This is a genomic window from Succinimonas amylolytica DSM 2873 (assembly GCF_000378405.1).
Lineage (GTDB): Bacteria > Pseudomonadota > Gammaproteobacteria > Enterobacterales > Succinivibrionaceae > Succinimonas > Succinimonas amylolytica.
In genome coordinates, this window is record NZ_KB899636.1 from 1620449 (window position 1) to 1641944 (window position 21496).

Annotated in this window: 18 protein-coding genes and 1 CRISPR repeat array; of the genes, 9 read left to right on the forward strand and 9 right to left on the reverse strand. The window is 49.9% G+C overall.

Annotated elements, in window-relative coordinates; translation table 11 throughout:
- The first annotated feature begins 108 nt into the window (after window positions 1–108).
- From F557_RS21130 to truB, 7 genes are all read left to right on the forward strand, one after another.
- Window positions 109–1995 (forward strand): COG3904 family protein, encoded by a 1887-nt coding sequence (locus tag F557_RS21130; RefSeq protein ID WP_169335175.1) that lies wholly within the window; start codon window positions 109–111, stop codon window positions 1993–1995.
- Window positions 1996–2237: 242 nt separating this feature from the next.
- Window positions 2238–2654 carry a large-conductance mechanosensitive channel protein MscL gene (mscL, locus tag F557_RS0107260; RefSeq protein ID WP_026297804.1) on the forward strand — a complete coding sequence of 139 codons (417 nt, stop codon included), beginning with the start codon at window positions 2238–2240 and terminating at the stop codon, window positions 2652–2654.
- A gap of 205 nt (window positions 2655–2859) precedes the next feature.
- Window positions 2860–3315 (forward strand): ribosome maturation factor RimP, encoded by a 456-nt coding sequence (gene rimP, locus F557_RS0107265; protein ID WP_019001580.1) that lies wholly within the window; start codon window positions 2860–2862, stop codon window positions 3313–3315.
- A 25-nt stretch (window positions 3316–3340) separates the two neighbouring features.
- Window positions 3341–4876: a transcription termination factor NusA gene (nusA, locus tag F557_RS0107270; RefSeq protein ID WP_019001581.1), complete on the forward strand. Its 1536-nt coding sequence runs from the start codon at window positions 3341–3343 to the stop codon at window positions 4874–4876.
- Window positions 4877–4997: 121 nt separating this feature from the next.
- On the forward strand, window positions 4998–7520 hold the full coding sequence (gene infB, locus F557_RS0107275) for a translation initiation factor IF-2 (RefSeq protein WP_019001582.1): 2523 nt from the start codon (window positions 4998–5000) through the stop codon (window positions 7518–7520).
- A gap of 97 nt (window positions 7521–7617) precedes the next feature.
- On the forward strand, window positions 7618–8052 hold the full coding sequence (rbfA, locus tag F557_RS0107280) for a 30S ribosome-binding factor RbfA (RefSeq protein WP_019001583.1): 435 nt from the start codon (window positions 7618–7620) through the stop codon (window positions 8050–8052).
- The gene (truB, locus tag F557_RS19215; RefSeq protein ID WP_019001584.1) at window positions 8036–9040 is read left to right on the forward strand and encodes a tRNA pseudouridine(55) synthase TruB; all 1005 of its coding nucleotides are present in this window, start codon (window positions 8036–8038) and stop codon (window positions 9038–9040) included. The genes rbfA and truB overlap by 17 nt, the downstream gene beginning before the upstream one ends.
- A 469-nt stretch (window positions 9041–9509) precedes the next feature.
- On the opposite strand, the gene F557_RS0107295 is transcribed toward truB, so the two are convergent.
- The 4 genes from F557_RS0107295 to F557_RS22655 all read right to left on the reverse strand — a co-directional run bounded on the left by F557_RS0107295 (window position 9510) and on the right by F557_RS22655 (window position 13979).
- Entirely contained in the window at window positions 9510–11099 is a 1590-nt protein-coding gene (locus tag F557_RS0107295) for a transposase (protein WP_019001586.1), read from the reverse strand.
- Between the two features lie 408 nt (window positions 11100–11507).
- Complete coding sequence (locus F557_RS0107305; RefSeq protein WP_019001587.1) at window positions 11508–12614, reverse strand: coiled-coil domain-containing protein; 1107 nt, start codon at window positions 12612–12614, stop codon at window positions 11508–11510.
- 289 nt (window positions 12615–12903) lie between these two features.
- Window positions 12904–13800 (reverse strand): type I pantothenate kinase, encoded by an 897-nt coding sequence (locus tag F557_RS19220; RefSeq protein ID WP_019001588.1) that lies wholly within the window; start codon window positions 13798–13800, stop codon window positions 12904–12906.
- Window positions 13797–13979 (reverse strand): hypothetical protein, encoded by a 183-nt coding sequence (locus tag F557_RS22655; protein ID WP_084761539.1) that lies wholly within the window; start codon window positions 13977–13979, stop codon window positions 13797–13799. The genes F557_RS19220 and F557_RS22655 overlap by 4 nt, the downstream gene beginning before the upstream one ends.
- Before the next feature lie 118 nt (window positions 13980–14097).
- On the opposite strand from F557_RS22655, the gene F557_RS0107320 reads away from it, so the two are divergent.
- Entirely contained in the window at window positions 14098–14433 is a 336-nt protein-coding gene (locus tag F557_RS0107320; RefSeq protein WP_019001590.1) for a hypothetical protein, read from the forward strand.
- Window positions 14434–14646: 213 nt separating this feature from the next.
- Here the strand turns inward: F557_RS0107320 and trpCF are convergent, their stop codons facing one another.
- The 4 genes from trpCF to F557_RS0107340 are packed head-to-tail and all read right to left on the reverse strand — an operon-like array spanning window position 14647 to window position 19321.
- Entirely contained in the window at window positions 14647–16134 is a 1488-nt protein-coding gene (gene trpCF, locus F557_RS0107325) for a bifunctional indole-3-glycerol-phosphate synthase TrpC/phosphoribosylanthranilate isomerase TrpF (RefSeq protein WP_019001591.1), read from the reverse strand.
- Complete coding sequence (trpD, locus tag F557_RS0107330; protein ID WP_019001592.1) at window positions 16135–17157, reverse strand: anthranilate phosphoribosyltransferase; 1023 nt, start codon at window positions 17155–17157, stop codon at window positions 16135–16137.
- Between the two features lie 18 nt (window positions 17158–17175).
- Complete coding sequence (locus F557_RS0107335) at window positions 17176–17757, reverse strand: aminodeoxychorismate/anthranilate synthase component II (protein WP_019001593.1); 582 nt, start codon at window positions 17755–17757, stop codon at window positions 17176–17178.
- A 1-nt stretch (window position 17758) separates the two neighbouring features.
- Window positions 17759–19321, reverse strand: a complete 1563-nt coding sequence (locus F557_RS0107340) for an anthranilate synthase component 1 (protein WP_019001594.1) — start codon at window positions 19319–19321, stop codon at window positions 17759–17761.
- A gap of 404 nt (window positions 19322–19725) precedes the next feature.
- Here F557_RS0107340 and F557_RS0107345 point away from each other — a divergent pair, with 404 nt between their 5' ends.
- On the forward strand, window positions 19726–20493 hold the full coding sequence (locus tag F557_RS0107345) for a hypothetical protein (protein WP_157617781.1): 768 nt from the start codon (window positions 19726–19728) through the stop codon (window positions 20491–20493).
- 361 nt (window positions 20494–20854) lie between these two features.
- A CRISPR array of direct repeats spans window positions 20855–21182; the repeat unit is 28 nt; unit sequence TTTCTAAGCTGCCTATGCGGCAGATAAC.
- Window positions 21183–21217: 35 nt separating this feature from the next.
- Here F557_RS0107345 and F557_RS19225 read toward each other — a convergent pair.
- Window positions 21218–21496, reverse strand: a 279-nt coding sequence (locus tag F557_RS19225; protein WP_019001597.1) for a hypothetical protein, incomplete at its 5' end; no start/stop codon positions are given.

Below are 21496 nucleotides of genomic sequence, written 5' to 3' on the forward strand. Positions count from 1 at the left end.
TTTCCGGGGAGGCTTATGAAAAATCCTGAAGTTTTATGCCAGTAACCGGATTCGGGGGATCTTTTTATGAGGGTGCAGACTCTGTTTCACAAAATATTGCCAGGCAAAATGGCAGAGAGACTCTTTTTTCTCTTGATGTGCGCTACTGTTTCCCATGCGGTTTCCGCTGCAGAAATTACCAGAGAGAATGCTGCTACTGAACTTGATATCTATTACCTTTCCGGAGATATCACCGACGGTGATGGCAAAAGGTTCAGAGCTTTGCTGGACCGTACCCGGGTTCCCGGGAGACCGGGACTTCTGATTCTGGACAGTAACGGCGGCAGTGTCATGGAAGCCTATGAACTTGCTCAGATGATTATTTCCGGTCATCTGGGCACTTTTGTACCTGGGAAAGCCGCCTGCTACAGTGCCTGCTTTGTGCTTCTGGCAGCTGGGCAGCCCCGGGGAGCTCTTGCCACCAGTAAAATTGGCGTGCACCGGATTGCTATTCACGATGCGGAAAATACCAGCTCGAAGGGCTTCAGCGTTGATATGAACGAGGTGTACCGGGCATTGGATGTGCCGCCAAAGATCCGGCTGGCGATGCTTGAGACCCCCAGCAGGGACATGTATCTGCTGACCCCCTCTGATATCAGGGAGTTTTCCTCCATTCCTGACAATGTTCTGGATGAGCTGGCGGAAGTACGGATTCCGGAACAGAAAGTCAGTGCCAGAACCTTTGACAGCCTGGGGGCTCTTCTTACGTCATACGGGGAGCTTATCAAGTCCGCCGATGATGGCCGGGTGGTTTCGGAAATTGCCGAAACCTATATTCCGGAAGCGCTGAAGCTGGTAGGTCCGGAGCTTTCTGACGGGCGAAAGGAATACCTGCTGACCGGTATCAGGGAGTTTACGGCCCAGGCTAATCTGGTGAAGGGAATTCTGGCTTCTGCGGCAGTCAGCGACACCTATTCCGACAATAAAACCAGCCGGGAGCTTCTCGAATCTCTTTTTCTGGAAATTCTGACTCTGAATCCCCGGGACGGCACTCTTCTCAGACATCTGGCTGACACCGGATTTCAGTTTGACAGGGACAGAGATATTCAGAATCTGGCCTTTGCCGACAGATATAACGAGCTTCGGGAACTGTGCCGGGCCGGTTTCTGCTCCGAGGAACAGGTAAAGGAGCAGGAGCGGGCATGGATCCGGCGCAGCGAGGCTTTTAATAAAATAATGGAGGGGCGTAGCGACAGAGAGTTTTTCAACAGGTTTATGATCAACAATCAGATATCCTTTATCAATACTCTGAAATTCACTGTTGCCAGCCGTATCCGGGATCGGACGTATATCACGAAGTTCGACTTCTCCTCATATACCGCTCTTATGAATTCCATTATCGATGTTTACAACAGGATGGCCCGATCCGAGCTGACCAGAAGAGATATCGACCAGTACAACGCAGTAATGGGGGCCTATATTCTCCCCTATATTGAAAATGCCCTGACCGACGAGGGGAATGATTACAGCGAAATCACGGATCTGTCTCTGACCGGAGGTGCCTATGATCTGGCCTACCGGGAATTCTATGTATCCTCAAACCGGCTGTTTTTCGGAGAAAGCTATCCCCGGGAAGCCACAGAATATGTGAAGCTGGAAGGGAAAATAATCAGAGCCGCCAATCTGATGATGCTTCTTCTTAAAAAGGATGTGGCCTATACCAGATATCCCCCTGCCTTTCATAAATGCGCCGATTCTGTCTGCCGGAAGGAGGATGACCGGAGAATTTTCGAGGGGCTTATGTCCTATTATCAGTCGCTGGACAGTCTCTGCCAGAAAGGCAAGTGCCATAGGAAACAGTTTCAGCGGCAGAAAAACTCCTATACCCTGTACAGCAAAATCTATGATTCATTTATCTCCAGGCACAGCTATGTTCACCGCGAGCACCTTACGGCCAGCTATCTTTCCTGGCAGCTGGGCCGGATGCAGCGTGATCATGATCAGTATTCCAAATAGGCGATTCATTTCATGCGTAGTTGTTTAAGATCTGGCTTCTGGCCTGCCGGGCGGATTTTTCATGTTCTGGGGGCGGTCTTATGTCCCTGCCACGTTTTTTGATGGTGGTATAATAGCCGAGGTTTGGTGTTTGCCGGATCCTGTTTTTCCGGAAGCTGCTTTTCCGGAAATTGGGGCGGCGTTCTGTTTTTTTGAGCTTGCTTGAATCAAAGAGGTTAAAAATGGCTGTAGCTGAAAAGGGAATTTCATTCCTTAAGGAATTCAAGGATTTTGCCATGAAGGGAAATGTTCTCGACATGGCCATCGGTGTGGTAATCGGTACTGCCTTTGGCAAGATCGTTTCCTCCCTGGTTTCCGATGTCATCATGCCGCTGGTGGGTATGGTTGTGGGTAATGTGGATTTCAAGGATCTGGCCATTACTCTGCAGGAAAAGACTGAAACCGCTGAAGCAGTGGTTCTGGGGTACGGCGCATTTATCCAGACTATTGTCGATTTCACCATTATTGCCTTTGCAATTTTTATTTCCATGAAGCTTATCAATAATCTGAAGCGTTCCATTATCAAGGAAGAGAAGGCCGAAGAGGCTCAGGCTGAACCTTCGGATGAGGTGAAGCTGCTTACCGAGATCCGCGATCTCCTGAAAGAACAGAAGAAATAACGTTTTCTCCGGAATGCGCCGGTTATGGCAGTGACGGAAGGTGTTATTTTTTTATACTATGGCTTGACGATATACATAACTGGTGTTAACATCAGCTAAAGCATTTCAGGAAGTTTTCTTCCGTGGAATGCTGACAATCTGAATCTGGGAAGCTCCGGTCAGAAGATGACGGGAGCTTTTTTTATATGGACTTCGGGAGATTTTTTTGAAAGCTATAGAACAGAAGATTGCCGAGCTCGTTGAGCCGGTGCTCACGGATCTTGGAATAGCGCTCTGGGGGATTCGCATTATCAGAAATCCCAAAAAAACGGTTTTACAGATCTTTATCGAAAAGGAAGGCGGGGTTACCGTCGGGGACTGTGAAGAGGTATCTCGGCAGATTAACGGCGTTATCGACGTGGCTGACATCTTCAAGTACAGCTATTACCTGGAGGTGTCATCTCCGGGGCTTGACCGCTTTCTGTTCAATCTTGATCAGATAAAGGCCTATCAGGGCAAGTCCGTTTCTCTCGAGCTCAGTCTTCCTGTAGAGAACAGAAGACGCTTCCGGGGAGTTCTTACAAAAATTGACGGCGATATCCTTGAAATCGAAACGGACGGAAAGCTTTATCAGATAGCCTATCCGAATGTGTCCAAGGCGCAGCTGGTACCTGAATTTTAGTCTAGGGGAAATAAAGAGGCAGAAAATGGCTAAGGAAATACTTGATATAGTAGAGCGGTTGTCCAACGAAAAAGCTCTCGACGAGGAAAAGGTTTTTCAGGCTTTGGAAATAGCTCTCGCTACCGCCAGCAAGAAAAAATGCAACGTGGAAGCTGACATGAAGGCCGAGATCAACCGCAAGAGCGGAACTGTCGTCATCAAGCGCCGCTGGCTGGTGGTGGATACTCCGGACGGCATTCTGGAAAATCCTTCCAAGGAAATCTCTCTGGAGGCTGCCAGAGTAGATGATCCCGAAATTCGTCCCGGTGATTACGTGGAAGAGCTGGTTATCGACGAGAATACCAACAAGGAGATTATCTTCGACCGCATTACCGCCCAGACTGTAAAGCAGGTGCTGCAGCAGCAGGTGCGCGAGGCTGAGAGACAGCAGGTCATTGATCAGTTCAAGAACCAGGTTGGCAAGGTTCTTACAGGCACTGTGAAGAAGGCCGGACATGAAAAGGTGTTCGTGGATCTGGGCAACGGAGCCGAGGCGGTGCTGCAGAGAAAGGACATGCTGCAGCATGACAGCTTCTCCTTCGGTGATCATATCCGCGGGATTCTCCTTCCTATCCGCGATGATGCCAGCAGATCTGGTTCTCAGTTCCTGGAGTTAAGCCGCACCTCCGTGGATTTTCTGAAGGAGCTTCTCAGTATCGAGGTTCCTGAAATCGCCGAGGGACAGGTGGAGATCGTAAGCTGCGTCCGGGATCCGGGATCCAGATCCAAGGTGGCGGTTAAGGCCAAGGATCGCCGTATTGACGCCAAGGGGGCCTGTGTAGGCATGAAGGGCTCCCGTATCAAGAGTGTTTCCGAAGAGCTTAGTCATGAGAAGGTTGACATCATCTCCTTCGATGATGATTTTAACAAGTTTGTAAAAAATGCCATGGAGCCTGCCGTTGTTTCCCAGGTTATTGTGGACATGGACAGCAATACCATTATCATGGGCGTTGATGACGAAAACTACAAGCTGGCCATTGGTACCAGCGGTCAGAATGTCCGTCTGGCGCAGCGGCTTATCAAGGAAGTCGGCAAGGACATGCGCATCAAGGTTATGACCCTGAAAGAGGTTGAGCAGAAGAACGAGAATGAGCACAATGCCATCAAGCAGATGTTTATTGACGTGCTCAATATCGATGATGACTTTGCTCAGGGGCTTGTGGATGCCGGATTTACCAGCATTGAGGAAGTGGCCTATGTTGAGCCTGACGAAATCATGGCCAATGTGGAAGGCCTTGATGAGGCTATTGTGGCTGAGCTTCAGGATATTGCCAGAAAATCTCTTAAGAATATCGCTACACCTTCCGGCAAATCCCTGGACGAACAGCTTATCCAGCTTATCGGCAGTGACTTCAACCTGGCCAGGGCTTTGGCAGCCAAGGAAATCAGTGATCTTGAAGGATTGGCCGAGCTTGATGTGGACGAGCTTTCTGATGTTCCGCAGCTAACAGCAAAGGAAGCCGGCGATCTGATTATGGCAGCCCGCAACCTGACCTGGTTTAAGGATGATGCCAGCAATTAAGCAGAAGTATATGCATTAGGCCGGATTCCCGGCAGAACCGGACCTCCTGCCACCCGGAGACAGCAAGCAGGGATGATGAGAGGTCTTTCTGTAAGTAACGATTTTAAAGTGAATTATTAATATGGCAGAAGAAAACAAAAACGGAAAACTACAGAGGAAGCTGACCCGCAATAACGGGGCCAGAGCCAATTCTTCCTCTACGGGTGGCATTCGTTCCTACCAGGATGATGACGGTACCAAAATAATTGTCAAGAAAAAGCGTACCTTTACCGTTCCCACTCCCGAGGATATTGAAAGGAAAAAGCGCGAGGAAGCTGAGAAGAAGCGTCTCGAAGAGGAAAACCGTCTGCGTGCCAAGGCTGAAGCCGAAAAGCGCGAAGCTGAGCTGAAGGCCCGTGCAGAAGCCCGCAAAAAGCAGACTGAAGAGGCCCGGAAGAAATCTCTGGAGGCTAAGGTTCAGGAATCTCCCGAGGAGAAGGCCAGACGTCTTGAGCAGGAAAAGGAAACTCTGGAACTCCGCAAGGCACAGGAGGAGGAAAGCTCCCGCCGTAATGCTGAGGCTGTAAAGCGTCAGAACGAGGAGGCCATGAGAATTCTGGAGGAGAACCAGAAGCGCTGGGAGGAAGAAGAGGAAGCCCGCGCGCATTCTCAGGATGACGACGATGACGGTACCTCACGTTATGTCAAGGAAGCCGAAGAGGAACAGGAGCGCGAAGAGGAAAAACGCGGCAGAAGGCGCAGTACCCAGACCCAGCAGAACAAGGCAGGAAAGCGCGAGGAGGAAGATGACCGGAGCGCCCGTCACAACGCTCAGAAGTTCAGCAGAAAGCAGCTTAAGGGAGCTGCCCGTGCCAATCAGAAGGCTCACGGCTTTAAGAAGCCGGCAGTGCAGATTGTGAGAGATGTGGAAATCGGTGAAACCATTACTGTTTCCGAGCTTGCTGAAAAGATGGCTGTTAAGGCAGCCGAGGTCATCAAGGTGATCATGAAGCTGGGTGATATGGTGACCATCAACCAGGTTATTGATCAGGAAACCGCCCAGGTAGTAGCCGAGGAAATGGGGCATAAGGTTATTCTTCGCAAGGAGAACGAACTGGAGGAGCAGGTGCTTTCCGATCGCGATATGGCCAGCCATGCCGAGCCGCGTCCTCCGGTGGTTACCATCATGGGACACGTAGACCATGGCAAGACCTCTCTCCTGGACTATATCAGAAAGTCCAAGGTGGCTTCGGGAGAAGCCGGCGGCATTACCCAGAAGATCGGTGCCTATCATGTAAAGACCAAGAAGGGCGGCGTTATCACCTTTATTGATACCCCGGGCCATGCAGCGTTTACTGCTATGCGTGCCCGCGGTGCTGCAGCAACTGATATTGTGGTGCTGGTGGTGGCTGCGGATGACGGCGTCATGCCGCAGACTGTAGAGGCTATCCAGCATGCCAAGGCCGGCAATGTGCCTATTGTGGTGGCCATCAACAAGATTGACAAGCCGGATGCCAACCCGGATCGGGTAACCCAGGAGCTTCTTAACTACAGCATTGTTCCCGAGGAGCTGGGCGGCGATATCCAGTTTGTGAAGGTGTCTGCCAAGACCGGTATCGGCATTGATGATCTTCTGGATGCCATTTCCCTGCAGGCTGAAGTTCTGGAACTCAAGGCTGTCAAGGACGGTATGGCCACCGGCGTGGTTATCGAATCCCGTCTGGACAAGGGCCGCGGTCCTATTGCTTCCGTGCTGGTTAAGCAGGGTACTCTGAATGTGGGAGACATTGTTCTCTGCGGCATGGAGTACGGCAAGGTCAGAGCTCTCAGAAACGAGCTCGGTCAGAATGTGAAGAGCGCCGGACCTTCTATTCCGGTGGAAGTGCTGGGCCTTTCCGGTGTTCCGGTGGCCGGTGATCAGTGCACCGTGGTTCGCGATGAAAAGAAGGCGCGCGAAGTTGCCAACTACCGTCAGGGCAAGTTCCGTGATGTGAAAATTGCCAGAGAGCAGAAGCTTAAGCTGGAGAACATGTTCAAGGAAGGAACCCAGAATGAACTTAATATCGTGCTCAAGGCCGATGTTCAGGGTTCTGTGGAGGCTATCAGCGATTCTCTGGTCAAGCTGGGCACCGATGAAGTCAAGGTTACAATCGTCTACAAGGGCGTTGGCGGCATTACCGAAACCGATGCCACTCTGGCAGCGGCTTCCAATGCCATTATCCTCGGCTTCAACGTCCGTGCTGATTCCAGTGCCCGCCGTTTCATAGACTCCAACAGTATCGATGTCCGCTACTACAGCGTGATTTACGATCTCATTGATGATGTGAAGAAGGCCCTGAGCGGTATGCTGGGTTCCGAAATCAAGCAGCAGATCATCGGTATGGCCGAGGTGCGTCAGGTATTCCGTCATCCGAAGTTCGGCCAGATCGCCGGATGTATGGTTACTGAAGGCACAGTCAAGCGCTCCGCTCCGATCCGCGTTCTGCGCGACAACGTGGTTATCTTCACCGGCGAACTGGATTCCCTGCGGCGGTTCAAGGACGATGTTACCGAAGTTAAGAGCGGCAACGAATGCGGTATCTGCGTGAAGAACTACCAGGATGTCCATGAAGGCGATCAGATCGAAGTGTTTGAGAATATTGAGGTCAAGCGTACTCTTGAATAACGAATGCGATGCCTTCAGGGTATGACCTGATTTTAAGAGGGGCCTCCGGGGCCCCTTTGGTGTTTGTTTAAACTTTAAATTTTTAAAGAGAATTTTAATGGCTAAGGAATATAGTCGGGCCCAGCGGGTAGCTGAGCAGATGAAAAAAGAAGTAGCCGGCATTATCATGCGGGAAATGAAGGATCCCCGTGTGAAGATGGCTACCGTAAGCGATGTATGGGTCTCCGGCGATCTCAGATATGCAAAAATCTATGTAACCTTCCTGGACAACGACGAGCAGTCGGTAAACAAGGGGATCCGGATTCTGAACAAGGCTAAGGGCTTCTTCCGGACCATGATCGGTCAGGCCATGCAGCTTAGGATCGTTCCGGAGGTGAGTTTTCATTATGACAAGTCTCTGGACGAGGGCTTCCGGATGTCGGATCTGATTTCGAGAACCGTCCGTCATGATGCCGAGCTCCGTGCTGAGAACGGTGCCGAATCAGAAAATAGCAGCGAGGAAACAGAAAACAGCGATGCCACGACGAAATAAGAGGGATATTGACGGCGTTCTTCTTTTGAACAAGCCCCGGGGAATTACCTCCAATGATGCCATGATTCGTATCAGAGGTTTGTATCATGCCCAGAAGGGCGGACATACCGGGGCTCTGGATCCTCTGGCCACGGGGATGCTTCCCATCTGTCTGGGAGAGGCTACCAAGTTTTCCCAGTTTCTGCTGGACGCTGACAAAACCTACCGGGTGAATGCCTGTTTCGGGATTCGTACCGATACCAGTGATTCCACCGGCAATGTTATTTCCAGATCCCGGGTGCATTTTTCGGAATCCGACCTTATGAAGGCTTTGGAGCATTTTACGGGCCGGCAGAAGCAGGTTCCCAGTATGTATTCTGCTCTCAAGTATCAGGGGAAGCACTATTATGACTATGCCCGGGCCGGGATTGAGATTCCCCGGGAGGCGCGGGATATTGTTATCTACAGAATTGAGCTCCTGTCCTTTGACGGCACAAATGCACTCATGGAGGTCAGCTGCTCCAAGGGAACCTATATCCGGACTCTGGTGGATGATCTCGGCGAGTATATGGGGTCCGGTGCTCATGTAACCATGCTGGATCGCCTTCAGGTGGCTGACTATCCCCGGGAGAAAATGGTTACCTTTGAGGATCTGGAACGGATTCTCAATGAATCCCACAGTGAGGGCCATACTGCTTTTCCTGCGCTGGATGCGCTGCTGCTTCCTCCGGACACGGCAGTAAGACGCCTTCCGGAAATCCGGCTTGACGAGACTCAGGGACGGCGGATTATGCTGGGCCAGCGTATCAAGGTGCGGCCGGTTAATATGCTGACCACGGATCTGCAGCCGATACGGATCTATATTGATCGCAGTGACGGAACCTCGGTATTTGCGGGGGTGGGCGATATCAGATATGACCTTCTGGCTCCGAAGCGGCTGATTACCGGAGTAAAGATGAATCTTACGGATTTTCTCTGCGAGGACGGATCTGTTTCCAATCCGGTGTAGCCACAAAAAGGAGTCTTTCCGCTGGAATCCTGTTTTAAGAGCCTTAAACGGCTCTTTTTATTATCTTGAATTCCACGCCTAAAATGAAACCTGAGCTTTAAATCTAAGTGATTAGAAGAGAAATAGAACTTAAACGACAGAGATCATAGAAAACAATAACAAATGTTCAAAAGAGTGTTATAAATCAATGCTTAGAGCCTTGTTTTTGATAACACAACTTCCGCGTAGCTTATGTAGGAAGCTGGAAATTACACTCTTTTATTCAAATTCATGAACCTCAAGGTACAGTTGTCGATGACCAGATAATATGTCCCTCTTTTGCTCAATCGGTTTGTCCCAATATCTGAACTTCGGAGATACAATATTGCTCACTGGCTTTGGCTCCTGCTGCTGTAACATTCCTTTACAGCAAGAGAATAATCAAGCGTTCTATCCTGTAAAAGTTTCACAATTCTACGGACTATAACCTCTAATTTTCAGTGTTTTGTGAAACTGTAACCTTTCTTGGTCTCCCCCTCGGTCTACGAGGTGTTGTTTCGGACTGTTCTTTTACCTTGGGCTTTCTTCCTCTTTTCTTTGGTTCAGGTTTTGCTGCAGGAACTGAAAGTCCCAACTTTTCTAATGTTTCCATTACTGTATTGAGGGTATGAACCCAGTATTCGTCATCTGATGATGCCGGTACATTTAAAGGCGCATCAGTCATTCTCCATGCGGATGACAGATCATCCATCATTTCGCCGTATGACATTTCTTTTAGAACTCCAGACTTCTGAGCCTTATTGATAATCCTGCAGGTTATCAAAGTAGAAATGAAGTTCACGAATTCACTTCCTATTACAGCAAAATCTCCCTGAACCCTTGTTCTGTCCAAATCTTCATCCATCTTGTAATACTTAAACACCATCTCGAGTTTCCATCGTTCTTCATAGCACGTATAAGCAACAACAGGAGGCAGATCCTGATCTGATTCTAAAACAATCAGACCGAATTTATCTTTTTTGTCACAGTATTTCTCATAATCAAACTCTGAATCCTGCTTAGCTTTAGTTAGAAAGGTTTTAGCTTCAAGAGATGACTTTGACTGATCAAGGAATGCATACAGATACCTTCCGCCCTTGATTTGTTTTTTACAGTAAAGAACATTGGTTGCAATTCCAGAAAGAACCCCCTGGAATGACAACATGTCATTATCCTTTATTCGTACGTCATTCCGTTTTATAGGAGTAAGGAAATGCAGGTTCGGTCTGCTGTTGAGCTCATTTTTAATTTTGCTTGGAGGAAAACCTTTGTCAGCAACGATGATACCTTTATCGATATTGTTGTTTCTTATGAATGTCGAGTAAGCACTGGCATCAATACAGTTACCCGGAAATACCTGTGCGCAGACCGGTTCCATTTTTTCAATATCGTATGCGTATATAACAGAGATGTCTTTTGTGTTTTTTACTCTGGCTTTGTAAGAGAATGCTGACAAATCATTGACCGTGCTGTTATCCTGCTTGAGTGTCCCATCAATCGCAATATGATGTTCTGCCATCACTGAACTGATTCGTTTCAAAAAGAACGCTTTTCTTCTGTCTTCATCAACTCCAAGATAGTCAATCAGATTGCCAAGAGAGTTCTGTGAAACAGCAGCTCCCGGAAAAAAGACACTGGTAAAGGTTCGCCGGTAGTGAGCTGATACACGGCTTAAAGGTGTAGACGGTCTTATTACTCTTATGATTGCCAGCGACATGATGGAATATACTTTTCCAGCATCATATACCGCGAGTAAATCATCTGTTATGTCGTCACATACAGATTTTGCCAAAGCTACAGAACCGTAGGATAGCATCTTAGGTTTTGCCTCTGTCGAAGCTTTGTTATCAACTGGAACAAACTTAAAATTGATGATATGTCCGACAACTTTCCCATTATGCGGCTGAGGATTTTTTCCCGGTACGTATTTAACCGCACTCCGCTCACGTACAGAATACCTTTTAGGACCATCTCTGCCAGAGTCTTCAACAATAGTATTAACCGGTCTTTTAACCTTTCTGATTTCTTCAGGAACCTTCATAAAAACACCTCTTATATATAGTCCGTATTATATCATAAACGGACTAATAAAGACATAAAAAATGATAATTTTGCAAAGAAATCACTAACTTTTACGATAAAACAGGAGTTAAAAAGGCAGATTATTTCCAAAAAACAGGGGAAACAGATGAATTTTTGATATGATTTGAAAAGAAAAGACCTCAGAACAAGAAGCTTTCTATAGTCCTGAGGTTTGTGAAAGTTTTAATCCTGTAATTTTTCTTTTTCAGTAGCAATCACCTGATATCTGGAAAACATATAAAAGAATCCTCCCTGACGAAGGAGGAATTCCTGAAAGAGATCCTTCCGGCATAGCTCCAGGGATAGCGGTCATAACCTGACATTGATTATGAATCCCAGGGCCTCCAAGTCCGGAGCCGGAAAGCCGCTACATGAACATGCTGTTCAGCTTCTGGAAATAAGACCCCCAGAGGGACGGATCCGAGACATATTTCCATTCCGGAGAGTTCTTCATGTTTTCAATTCGATCCTGAGTCTCCTTGATAAGACCGCTGAGCTCATGCAGAACCCTGAGGAGATTTTCCTCATTTTCCTGTTCGTCCGGATATTCCACGGGCTTTTCTGTTGCCTGATCCAGAAGAATGTTCATTTTGTCAAAGAGGCAGTTTTCCCAGCAGTGCACCAGGTTGTCTCTGATGGTGTGAAAGAATTCCTCGTCTTCGGATGCTATCAGGGGGGCATGAGTCCGGGCCACACCGGCGGCACACTGGGAATTCAGGAGCTGACTCTGGATCGGATTAAGTTTCTTTCTCTCACCGATGGCCTTCATGGCAGAGGTGGCGGAACGGTTGGCATCCAGCAGATTGATATAGCAGAAGTTTTTGGTTTCCTCGGCATCTCTCTTCATGGCTGCCAGTTTCGGCATTTTTACAATTTTCAGTTCGTTTATGGCACTTTCCTGCTCGGTGATTTTGTTGCTGAGAGTCTCCAGATCCTTCTGGAGATCCTCCCGGGTACTGAGATCCCCGCAACTGTCAGCATTATCCTGCAGGGAGGCATATTCACCCTGGAGCTTCTCCAGTTCTGCGGTCAGCTTGTTGAGCTCGCCCTGGGAGACAGTGTATTCCAGAGTGATTTTGCTGGCCTCCTGGGAGGCCTGGTCGTACTGATCCTGCATGGCCTTGGCCTTGGCGTTTGACTCTCTTATCAGTTTTTCCTGTTCAAAACGTCTTTTCATGAAAAACATGCTGGCATATTCGTTTTCCCGGGCAATCCGGTCCAGGATCATGAGATGGGCGTCAATGAGCAGAAAACGGCGGTTTCTGTCAGGGGTGTCCTGAAGATAGGTATGGAGATTCTTCTTGATGTGCGAAAACCCTGAAAACAAATTGCTGAAATCACGCTTCCGGTAGAGATCAAACAGATCCGGCAGGTCTTCCGGACATTCCTGCTGATTTCTTTCCACAAAGTCCTGAATATCGTGAATCGCCTTTTCTAAAAAAGTGTCCTTGAAAATGTCGTTTATGTTGCTCATAGTAATGCCACATCCCGTCTGGTGATGTCTGAATCATGGGAAATTCAGCTTTTGCAATCGTTTTCCCCTATCTTCAGATTGTGGCACGACGGATGCCGTCTGTCTATTTGTTAACAGGTATTTTGGGAAGTATGGCATGAATTCAGAAATAATTAGCCGTAAAAAGCAAAAAAAGGAAAGGCAGGGGGTTCATACCATTTCCGGGATTCACGCTACATTTTGAATCCTTTTCCGCACTTTCCTTATTCTTGGCAGTTTCTTTTGTTCCGCGATTCCGGGGATGGCGGCCTCAGTTCCGGAGCTGCCGTTCCGGAACTCCCAGCCGGTGTTCCGGATATACCGGAATTTTGAGATGGGCTCTGCCGGCATAGGGGATGATATATTTTATGAGATTGACATGATTGATGCTCTCCCAGACCTTGCGTATTTCCTTTTCGATTTCAGAAGTCGTCATTCCGGCGTATCTGGAAAAGAAGCTCTCCGGGGTATCTCTGGTTTTCAGGATTATTTCCAGGCAGCGTTCCCGGTGCCACTTTTCGGCAAGAGCTTCCGGAGCGTCAATGTAGATGATGAGATCGGCATAGTCTCCGGGGGCTTTAATTCCCGGAATGCCGTATTCTTCAGCCGGAGCCAGAAGATTTACGCCCTCGAATATCAGAATGTCGGTATCCCGGGGAATTATCTGTCTCTTGTCGGGAAGACGGTCATAAACCTTGTGGGAGTAGAGAGGGGCAGCAATATCTCCTGCGGGATTTTTGGCAGCTTTCAGAAAATCCTCCATGTATCTGGCATCGTAGGAAACCGGGAAGCCCTTTTTATCCATGAGTTTGTGCTCGTTAAGCCAGGCGGAGGGATAGATAAAGCCATCGCTGGACACGGTCTCCGTCCGGAGGCCGGAGAGTGTCAGAAGTCTTTTCAGCATGAGTGCGGTGGATGATTTTCCGGAGCTTACGCCGCCGGCGATAACGACAATGAAGATGCCGGGACGGGGAGATGCGGCAGGGGAGAAGCGGAATTTGGAAAATTCTGAAAGCACGGCCTCCGTCAGAGGAAAAAGATCCTGCCTGATAAATTCTGCGGAAATCCGGAGATTCTCCGGAGGCACCTTTGCGGCAAGCTCGGAATCGGTAAGGCTTTTCAGGGTATCAAGTCCGGATTTAAAGGGAATTTCTGCGGCGCGGTTCATATCAGTCTCCTGTGGTTTTCCGGACATTTTTTGGGGGATGTGGCAGCGATGCTGCAGCAGGCCTCATTATCGGCAGAAACGCCCCTGGAGGCAAGGGTGAATCTCCTGATAACGGCATGAGGAGCCGGGCAGGCATTTCCTTTATCATGCCGGATCTTCCGGCCGTTATTACGGGACATAACCGGAACTTACTGGTATCATATGCCCTGAAGCCGAAAAGCACACTTCCTTTTGAAAGGATTCACCTGCTGTTCCTGACACAGGACTGCGGTACGACATGATTTGCGGAAGCTAGTTATGAAAACAAAAATTTTTATGACGGTTCTTGGCGCCGGCGCACTGCTGCTGGTTCAGAATGCCGGGGCCTTTATTCTTGCCAATAATTCCGAGCACGATATTACCGGAATTTATACAGCAGCTCCGGACAGTCCGGACTGGGGGAAGAATCTTATAAAGGGCAAGCACCTCGGCAGCAGACAGTCCTGCAATCTCGCTCTTGAGGTGTCCTCTGACAGATTTGATTTGCTTATTGAAACCCGCTCCGGCAAAAAGCAGGAATTTCATGACTACCCGGCAGGAACCAGGCAGATCACTCTGAAAACCGGCGGAGAGAGTTTTTTTTCGGTGAAGTAACACCCCTTTACTGAAACTGCCAGTCTTCCTCCGCTACCGGTACACAAAAGGGAAATGCCTTCCCGGTTCTGGCATGGCAGTCTGCGACTTTAGCCGCAAAAATTCCTGCGGTACTCCAGGAAGACCAAAAACCCGATTCCGGCAGAATCGGGTTTCTATGAAATCCCGTGCTGTGGTTTCAGCACCGTGCAGGAGAATATCTGTGCATTCCTGTCAGTAATCCCTGAGCACGGACATGGCCCGGAAGATTCCGTCCGCAGACTTTATTCCCGGAGCTTCTTCAAGTCCGCTGTTAAAATCGTAGCCTGAGGCAAGACTTTCACGTACTGCTACGGCGATATTGTCGGGGGTGAGTCCGCCGGCCACGGTTATCCCGGAGCGATCTGCAAGGGAAATGCTGTTCCAGTCAAAGGATTTTCCGGTGCCGCCGAAGGCAGTTCCGGATTTGGTATCCAGAACCACCCGGTCGGCAGTGTTCAGCCATTCTCTGACAGTGTTTTCCGGAAAGCCGGAGTCTCCTACCGGAATAGCCTTCCAGATCCCGCATTCCCGGGGCAGCATGGCACGCAGTTCCCTGGCGTATTCCGGATCCTCGCTGCCGTGCAGCTGTACAGCGGCAAGTCCCAGTTCCCGAACCAGTTCCGCCACGGCAGACTTGTCCTCATTCACAAAAACTCCTACAAAGCCCTGTCTTCCTCCGGCGGTTCTGGTGGCGATGATAATCTCCCGGGCCTGTTCCTGAGTTACTGCCCGGGGGGATTTTTTCGCAAAAATCAGGCCGTTCCAGACAAATCCCGCCAGCCAGGAATTGATGGCATCCCCGGGTCTCATGATCCCGCAGACTTTGTTTTCTCCGAGAATTACCCGGCGTACCGCCAGCTCCACGTCAGGGCTGGCCGTAAGGGTGCTTCCGATAAGAAAACCCTTTACGTGATTCCTGAGGCGCAGAATTTCATTGTGGGAGCGAATACCGGATTCGCTTATGGCAATGCGGTCTTCAGGAATTAGTCGGGCCATTTCGGCTACCCGGCCCAGATCCACGGAGAGGTTGCGCAGATTCCGGTTGTTGATGCCGATAACCCGGGCGCCCAGTCTGACTGCCCGGGCGATTTCCTCTTCGCCGGAGGCCTCGGTCAGGATCCCCATACCCAGGGAATGTGCCAGATCCGCCAGCCGGAGATAGGCTTCATCGGTAAGCACTGACAGCATAAGGAGGATGGCGTCTCCCCCGAAATAGCGGGCCAGAAGCACCTGATAGGGGTCGTAAATGAAGTCCTTGCAGAGCACCGGCAGCCGCACGGCCCGGCTTACCTCCCGGATATATTCGTATTTCCCCTGAAAATACCGCTCATCGGCAAGCACGGATATGGCAGCAGCGTAGTTTTCATATACTCTGGCAATGGCTACCGGATCAAAGTCGGGACGGATCAGTCCCCGGGACGGAGAGGCTTTCTTGCATTCCAGAATGAACCGGGTTTTCCCCCGGGAAAGCGCCTCGTAAAAGGAACGCTCGCTTTTAATAATATTCCGGGATATTTCTTCCTCCGGAAAACGGTTCTGCATTTCCCGAATCCAGGCGGGCTTGGCATTCAGAATTGTTGCCAGAACGTTTCCGTCTACCGAGGCGGCATTGATGGCCGGGTTTTCCCGGAGCTCGGAGCAAAGCTCCGAGCCCGGAGTCAGCGGTTTAGGGTCTGACACTTAGGCCTCCATCATTCTGCTCAGGCGGGCAAATTCCTGAATCTGCCTGAGAGCCCCGCCGCTTGCAAGCTGCTCCCTGACCATTGCGGCACCTTCCCGGAGACTTTGCGCCTTGCCTCCGATATAGAGCAGGGCTCCGGCGTTGGCTGCCACGGCGGCGGTCTGGGCCGGGGTTCCCTTTCCGGCAAAGATGTTTCTGGCTATTTCTACATTCTCCTCAGGTTCGCCGCCCTTGATATCATCCAGAGTATAGGTATCCAGGCCGAATTCTTCAGGGGTGATAATCCGGGAGGTGATTACGCCGTTATCAAGCATTGCCGCATAGGAAGGACCGTGTACCGCAATTTCGTCAATGCCGGATCCCCAGACCACCAGGGCTTTCTTCATGCCCAGCTGGTGAAGCGCCTGCGCCATGGGGCCGATAAGCTCCTTGGAATAAACGCCCATCACCATATAGTCAGGACGGGAAGGATTGGTCAGCGGTCCCAGAATATTAAAGATGGTACGGGTTCCCAGAATTTTCCGGACCGGGCCGGCGTATTTCATGCCGCTGTGATACACCTGGGCAAAGAGGAAGGTGAGACCAATGCTGTCAAGACAGCGGAAGGCCTGGTCCGGAGTCATTCTGATATTGACACCGAAGGCCTCCAGGAAATCTGAAGCTCCTGATTTGGAGGAAACGCCGCGGTTGCCGTGCTTGGCGATGTGAAGTCCCAGAGACGAGGCCACTACGGCGCTCATGGTGGAGATGTTTATGGTGTTGTGGCCGTCGCCGCCGGTACCGACGATTTCGCCGACTGGGAAATCCCGCTTCTGTTCAAACGGAACAGCGGCACCGATCATGGCGGTTGCTGCAGCGGCGATTTCCACCGGGGTTTCGCCCTTGATCTTCAGAGCGGTAAGCACAGAGCTTAGAAGTACCGGATCGATTTTACCGGCAAAAATATCCTTAAAAAGATCCAGGGTTTCCGTCCTGGTGAGATCCTGACCCTGATAAAGCTTTTCGGCAATAGGAAATGACATTTTGAAAGGTTCTCCCTATTATTCTGTCAGAAATCTGATGCTGTTTATAAGAAGCTCTGCTCCGCGGGTGGTCATCACTGATTCCGGATGGAACTGAAAGCCGAGTACCCGATCCCTGCGGTTAAGCACCGCCATGCAGATGCCGTGGAAAGAGGCGATTTCCTCGAGATTGTCCGGAACGTAGGTGGCTGCCAGCGAATGGTAGCGGGCTACGGGCATGGGACTGGGAATCCCGGAGAACATGTCCTTTCCGTTATGCTCGATAAAGGAAATTTTGCCGTGCATAATCTCTCCTGCCGGTCCTACGGTGCCACCGTAGTACTGGCAGATGGCCTGATGGCCAAGACAGATGCCGAGGATAGGAAACCGGCCGGCAGCCTTTCTGATGAGTTCGGGCATGGAACCGGCAGCCTCGGGAGTTCCCGGTCCGGGAGACAGCACCAGGAGCGGGGTTCCGGGGGCATTTTCGAGTGCTCTTATAACGGTGTCGGCGGAAATGGAATTCCGGTAAACGGTAACCTGATGTCCCAGACTTCTGAAGAGATCCACCAGATTGTAGGTGAAGGAATCAAAGTTATCCATGAAGATGATAGAGGCCATATTACTGAATCTCCTCCAGTGTCTTGTGGTGAGCGAGCGCGATGGCATTCAGAACTGCCGCCGCCTTTTTCCGGGTTTCGTCAGCCTCGTCCCGGGGATTGGAATCGTAGACGACGCCGCAGCCGGCCTGAACATGAGCTATGCCGTCCTTTACGAAGGCAGAGCGGATGACTATGGAGGTGTCCATGTCTCCGGCACCGGTCAGAAAGCCGATAGCACCGCCGTAGCTGCCGCGCCGTTCCTTTTCGGTAGCTCTGATAATTTCGGTAGCTCTGATTTTCGGGGCTCCGGTCAGGGTGCCCATATTAAGGCAGGCCTGGTAGGCATGGAGAGCGTCAAGTTCAGGGCGAAGCTGTCCCACCACCCGTGATACCAGATGCATTACATGGCTGTAACGGTCAACATTCAGGAGATCCGGAACGTATCTGGATCCGGGAGTACTGATGCGGGCGATGTCGTTGCGAGCCAGATCCACCAGCATGAGATGCTCGGCGTTTTCCTTGATGTCCCGGCGGAGCTCCAGCTCGATTTTGCTGTCCAGATCCAGATCCACAGATCCGTCGGGTTTTCTGCCGCGGCCTCTGGTTCCGGCAATGGGATACATCTGTACCTCGTTGGTATTCCTGGTGTACTTCACCGAGCTTTCCGGAGAAGCTCCGAAAATGATGAAGTCCTCATCTGACATGAAGAACATGTAGGGAGAGGGATTGGTCTTTTTAAGGTAGTGGTAGGCATTCACCGGAGAGGGGCAGGGGATGGAAAAGGTCCGGGAAGGTACCACCTGGAATACATCGCCCTGGAAGATATACCCTTTCATCTGTTCCACAATGCCGTGGAAGTCGCTGTCGCTGACACTGACAGCGATATGTGCATCTCCCAGCGGGATTTCCTCAGGGCGCTGCACCTCTTCGTAGTTATCAAGTCTGGCGGTCAGGGCTCTGACTCTTTCGCGAAGCACGGCGGTTTCCGCTTCCTGATAGGAGATGGCGTTTACGGTGCTGGAGCGGGTTTTGTGGTTAACGGTGATCCAGGTGTCGATAAGGTAGAAACAGTAATCCGGACAGGTGTTGGTCCCTTCACTGACCTCCGGAAGATTCTCCACAGAAGTGATAAGGTCATAGCCGAATACTCCGGTAAGAAGATTGTCCTCGCGGGTGCCGGTTTCCGGTTCAATCAGCAGGATTTTCCGGAGACAGTCCAGTACTGTCAGTCCCTGAAGTCTGGAGTCCTCATCCTGATTACGGTCGGTTTCCGGGTATTCCAGTACAGTAGTGCTGGCGTTTTCCGGGATTACAGTAACTGCATCAGGAAGCAGCGGAAGGAGTCTGGCAAGGGCTCCGGCACCGTTATTGCTAAGTGCCCTGATATACACCCGCCGGCCCAGACAGCTGATTCTGAGGGCGCTGCTTATACCCAGAATGCTTTGATTGCCGGACTTGGTGTGTATTTCCAGGGATTCGAGAAGAATGTTGTTTTTCTGATTTCCGGAATCGGTAAGGTCATAGAACAACGCCAGAGGATCCTGCACGTATCCTGTCTCAGCTGAAAGTTTTGAATTACTCATATGATCTCTTATCCTTGAATTTCAACAAAAAAACCCGCTGTTACGAGCGGGTCCTTTTATGAAATTCGTCAAAAATGCACGACTTAGCCCCACTCGCAGGAACGAGTGCGCCACCAGGTAAGTAAAGCGTAAAAGGCCACAGTGTACATAACATTAAACCGCAAAAAAAAGGGTTAAAGAAACTAACGTCAGGAATTTTAATTCCGGCAACACGGATTTTGCAAGAATTTTTTTGAGAAGAGCGGAATCTCTCCCAAAAATGCCGGGAAATCCGCGACTTCAGTACAAAAATAGTAACGGTATAATCCCGATGATTCGGAATGTTTTGTCCGGATGAAGATAATCCGGTATACTCCGGATCGCACAAGCCTGTTTTCGTTTTTTCGGAGGAGGGGATTTTTCTTATGTCTGATTCTTCTGACAGCAGATCGCCCGGGGATTTTCTTCTGGTTTTCGGAAAATCCCGCATTCAGTTTCGTCTGTCCTCCGGAGATGATCTGGATCTTTATCTTCTTGGTTCTTACAGAATGGGCTCCCGGTTTAATGCAGAGGTTCTTACTGGGGATATGGTAACCGGGGTGAATCTTTGGGATTTTATTGATAGCTACGGACTTTTTCATCGGCCTCAGGGCATTATTTACATTGTGGAAAGGAACACTCCGGATGATCTATCTTTCTGGCGCCGGGTTTCCGCCTCCTCATACGGCAGGATCTGGCTGGCCAGACATCCGGAAATCCAGGTTCTGGCCCTGAATATTGCGCAAGACAGGGAAACTCCGCTGGACATGCTGGTTCACAGGCTTAAGGATTATTCCGGCGTTCTTGAGGATCTCTACGATATTCAGAAGGTGGTATCCGAACTGGCCGGAGAAATAGCACCTATCCGCAGGCTTGAAGACTCCGGGATCGTGGTTGTCGAAGAAGACGGGGAATCCGGGAAGGATCTGCTTTCCGAAGCCCGCTACCTCCTCCTGCCCGGGGAATACTGCCTTGTGGATCAGCAGGGCATTATGGAGTATCACGGCAACAGGTACGAGCTTCCCCGGGGGTATCGCGGCGTGAAGCTTCTGGTAAGGTATATAGGCGAGCGGCTTTACGTTTACCGCAGTGCAGATCTGGTTGCCACATTTCCGGTATTGCATTCCGGCTCCCAGGTTCGTGCGGGGGATTAAGGAGTGCTGTTCCTGTGCGGAAACGGGGTCTCTGTATGGTGCAGCGGCTCCGGATTTTTCTCATTGGCAAGCCCGGTACGGCATCCCGTTTCGGAAAATCAAGAACTATTTTTCCGGTTTTTGAAAAAATTCCTTAATTCACAGTTTTGTTCACCGTAACCGTGGATAAGTTCGCGGGGATTTTCGGGAAGAACTGAAGGATGACCTTGGAGAAGGCTGTTTTTCAGGGGTGGCGCCTTTTTTTGATTTTTGCCACTTTGGGGATAAGTCCGGCGCTGCCGGTTTTATCACGGCTGGTGGCTAAAAGTGCTTTACCCGTAGGAAACTTCTTGAGTCTCTCAAATTGTTTTCTGAAAGCTTTCTAAGCAGCTGCCTATGCGGCAGATAACATAATCGTTATGTTATCTGATTTTGAATATCCTTTCTAAGCTGCCTATGCGGCAGATAACCGGGAGTTCCGGCGGGCCTCGAAATATTCGCCTTTCTAAGCTGCCTATGCGGCAGATAACTTTTTGATGGAACCCTGTCTTATTCTGGTGATTTTCTAAGCTGCCTATGCGGCAGATAACGCATTAAACAGGTTCTATAATATCCTTTTTGCTTTCTAAGCTGCCTATGCGGCAGATAACGGAAAACAGCTTATACGCCTCCCCGGCCTCCTTTTCTAAGCTGCCTATGCGGCAGATAACAATTTAAAAATTGTATTAGGTCTAAAGTCAGTACTTTAGGCCTTCTTAAATTTCCACGGCATTGCCTGCTCAAGAATAGCATTTCTTCTTTCATCAGACAGCGATTCATCTTTCAGTTCGTCTCTGTGAATCCCCATATATCTGAACAGAAATTCAAGGTAATCTTCCAGGTCGATTCCATGGACCTTGCAGGTTTCATGAAATGATGAAAACACAGCAGTGGACTTCGCTCCCTCGATAGAGCCAAATCCGCTGGGCATTGAATGTCTCAGCACTGCAAAGTCACGAATAGCTCTCTCGGCGGCCGAGTTATC

Bases quoted from the DNA above. Each gene is read 5' to 3' on its own strand.
- F557_RS21130 (WP_169335175.1), top strand. From the start codon at position 109: ATGGCAGAGAGACTCTTTTTTCTCTTGATGTGCGCTACTGTTTCCCAT.
- nusA (WP_019001581.1), top strand. From the start codon at position 3,341: ATGGCTAAGGAAATACTTGATATAGTAGAGCGGTTGTCCAACGAAAAA.
- infB (WP_019001582.1), top strand. From the start codon at position 4,998: ATGGCAGAAGAAAACAAAAACGGAAAACTACAGAGGAAGCTGACCCGC.
- rbfA (WP_019001583.1), top strand. From the start codon at position 7,618: ATGGCTAAGGAATATAGTCGGGCCCAGCGGGTAGCTGAGCAGATGAAA.
- truB (WP_019001584.1), top strand. From the start codon at position 8,036: ATGCCACGACGAAATAAGAGGGATATTGACGGCGTTCTTCTTTTGAAC.
- F557_RS0107295 (WP_019001586.1), bottom strand. From the start codon at position 11,099: ATGAAGGTTCCTGAAGAAATCAGAAAGGTTAAAAGACCGGTTAATACT.
- F557_RS0107305 (WP_019001587.1), bottom strand. From the start codon at position 12,614: ATGAGCAACATAAACGACATTTTCAAGGACACTTTTTTAGAAAAGGCG.
- F557_RS19220 (WP_019001588.1), bottom strand. From the start codon at position 13,800: ATGAACCGCGCCGCAGAAATTCCCTTTAAATCCGGACTTGATACCCTG.
- F557_RS22655 (WP_084761539.1), bottom strand. From the start codon at position 13,979: ATGTCCCGTAATAACGGCCGGAAGATCCGGCATGATAAAGGAAATGCC.
- F557_RS0107320 (WP_019001590.1), top strand. From the start codon at position 14,098: ATGAAAACAAAAATTTTTATGACGGTTCTTGGCGCCGGCGCACTGCTG.
- trpD (WP_019001592.1), bottom strand. From the start codon at position 17,157: ATGTCATTTCCTATTGCCGAAAAGCTTTATCAGGGTCAGGATCTCACC.
- F557_RS0107335 (WP_019001593.1), bottom strand. From the start codon at position 17,757: ATGGCCTCTATCATCTTCATGGATAACTTTGATTCCTTCACCTACAAT.
- F557_RS0107340 (WP_019001594.1), bottom strand. From the start codon at position 19,321: ATGAGTAATTCAAAACTTTCAGCTGAGACAGGATACGTGCAGGATCCT.
- F557_RS0107345 (WP_157617781.1), top strand. From the start codon at position 19,726: ATGTCTGATTCTTCTGACAGCAGATCGCCCGGGGATTTTCTTCTGGTT.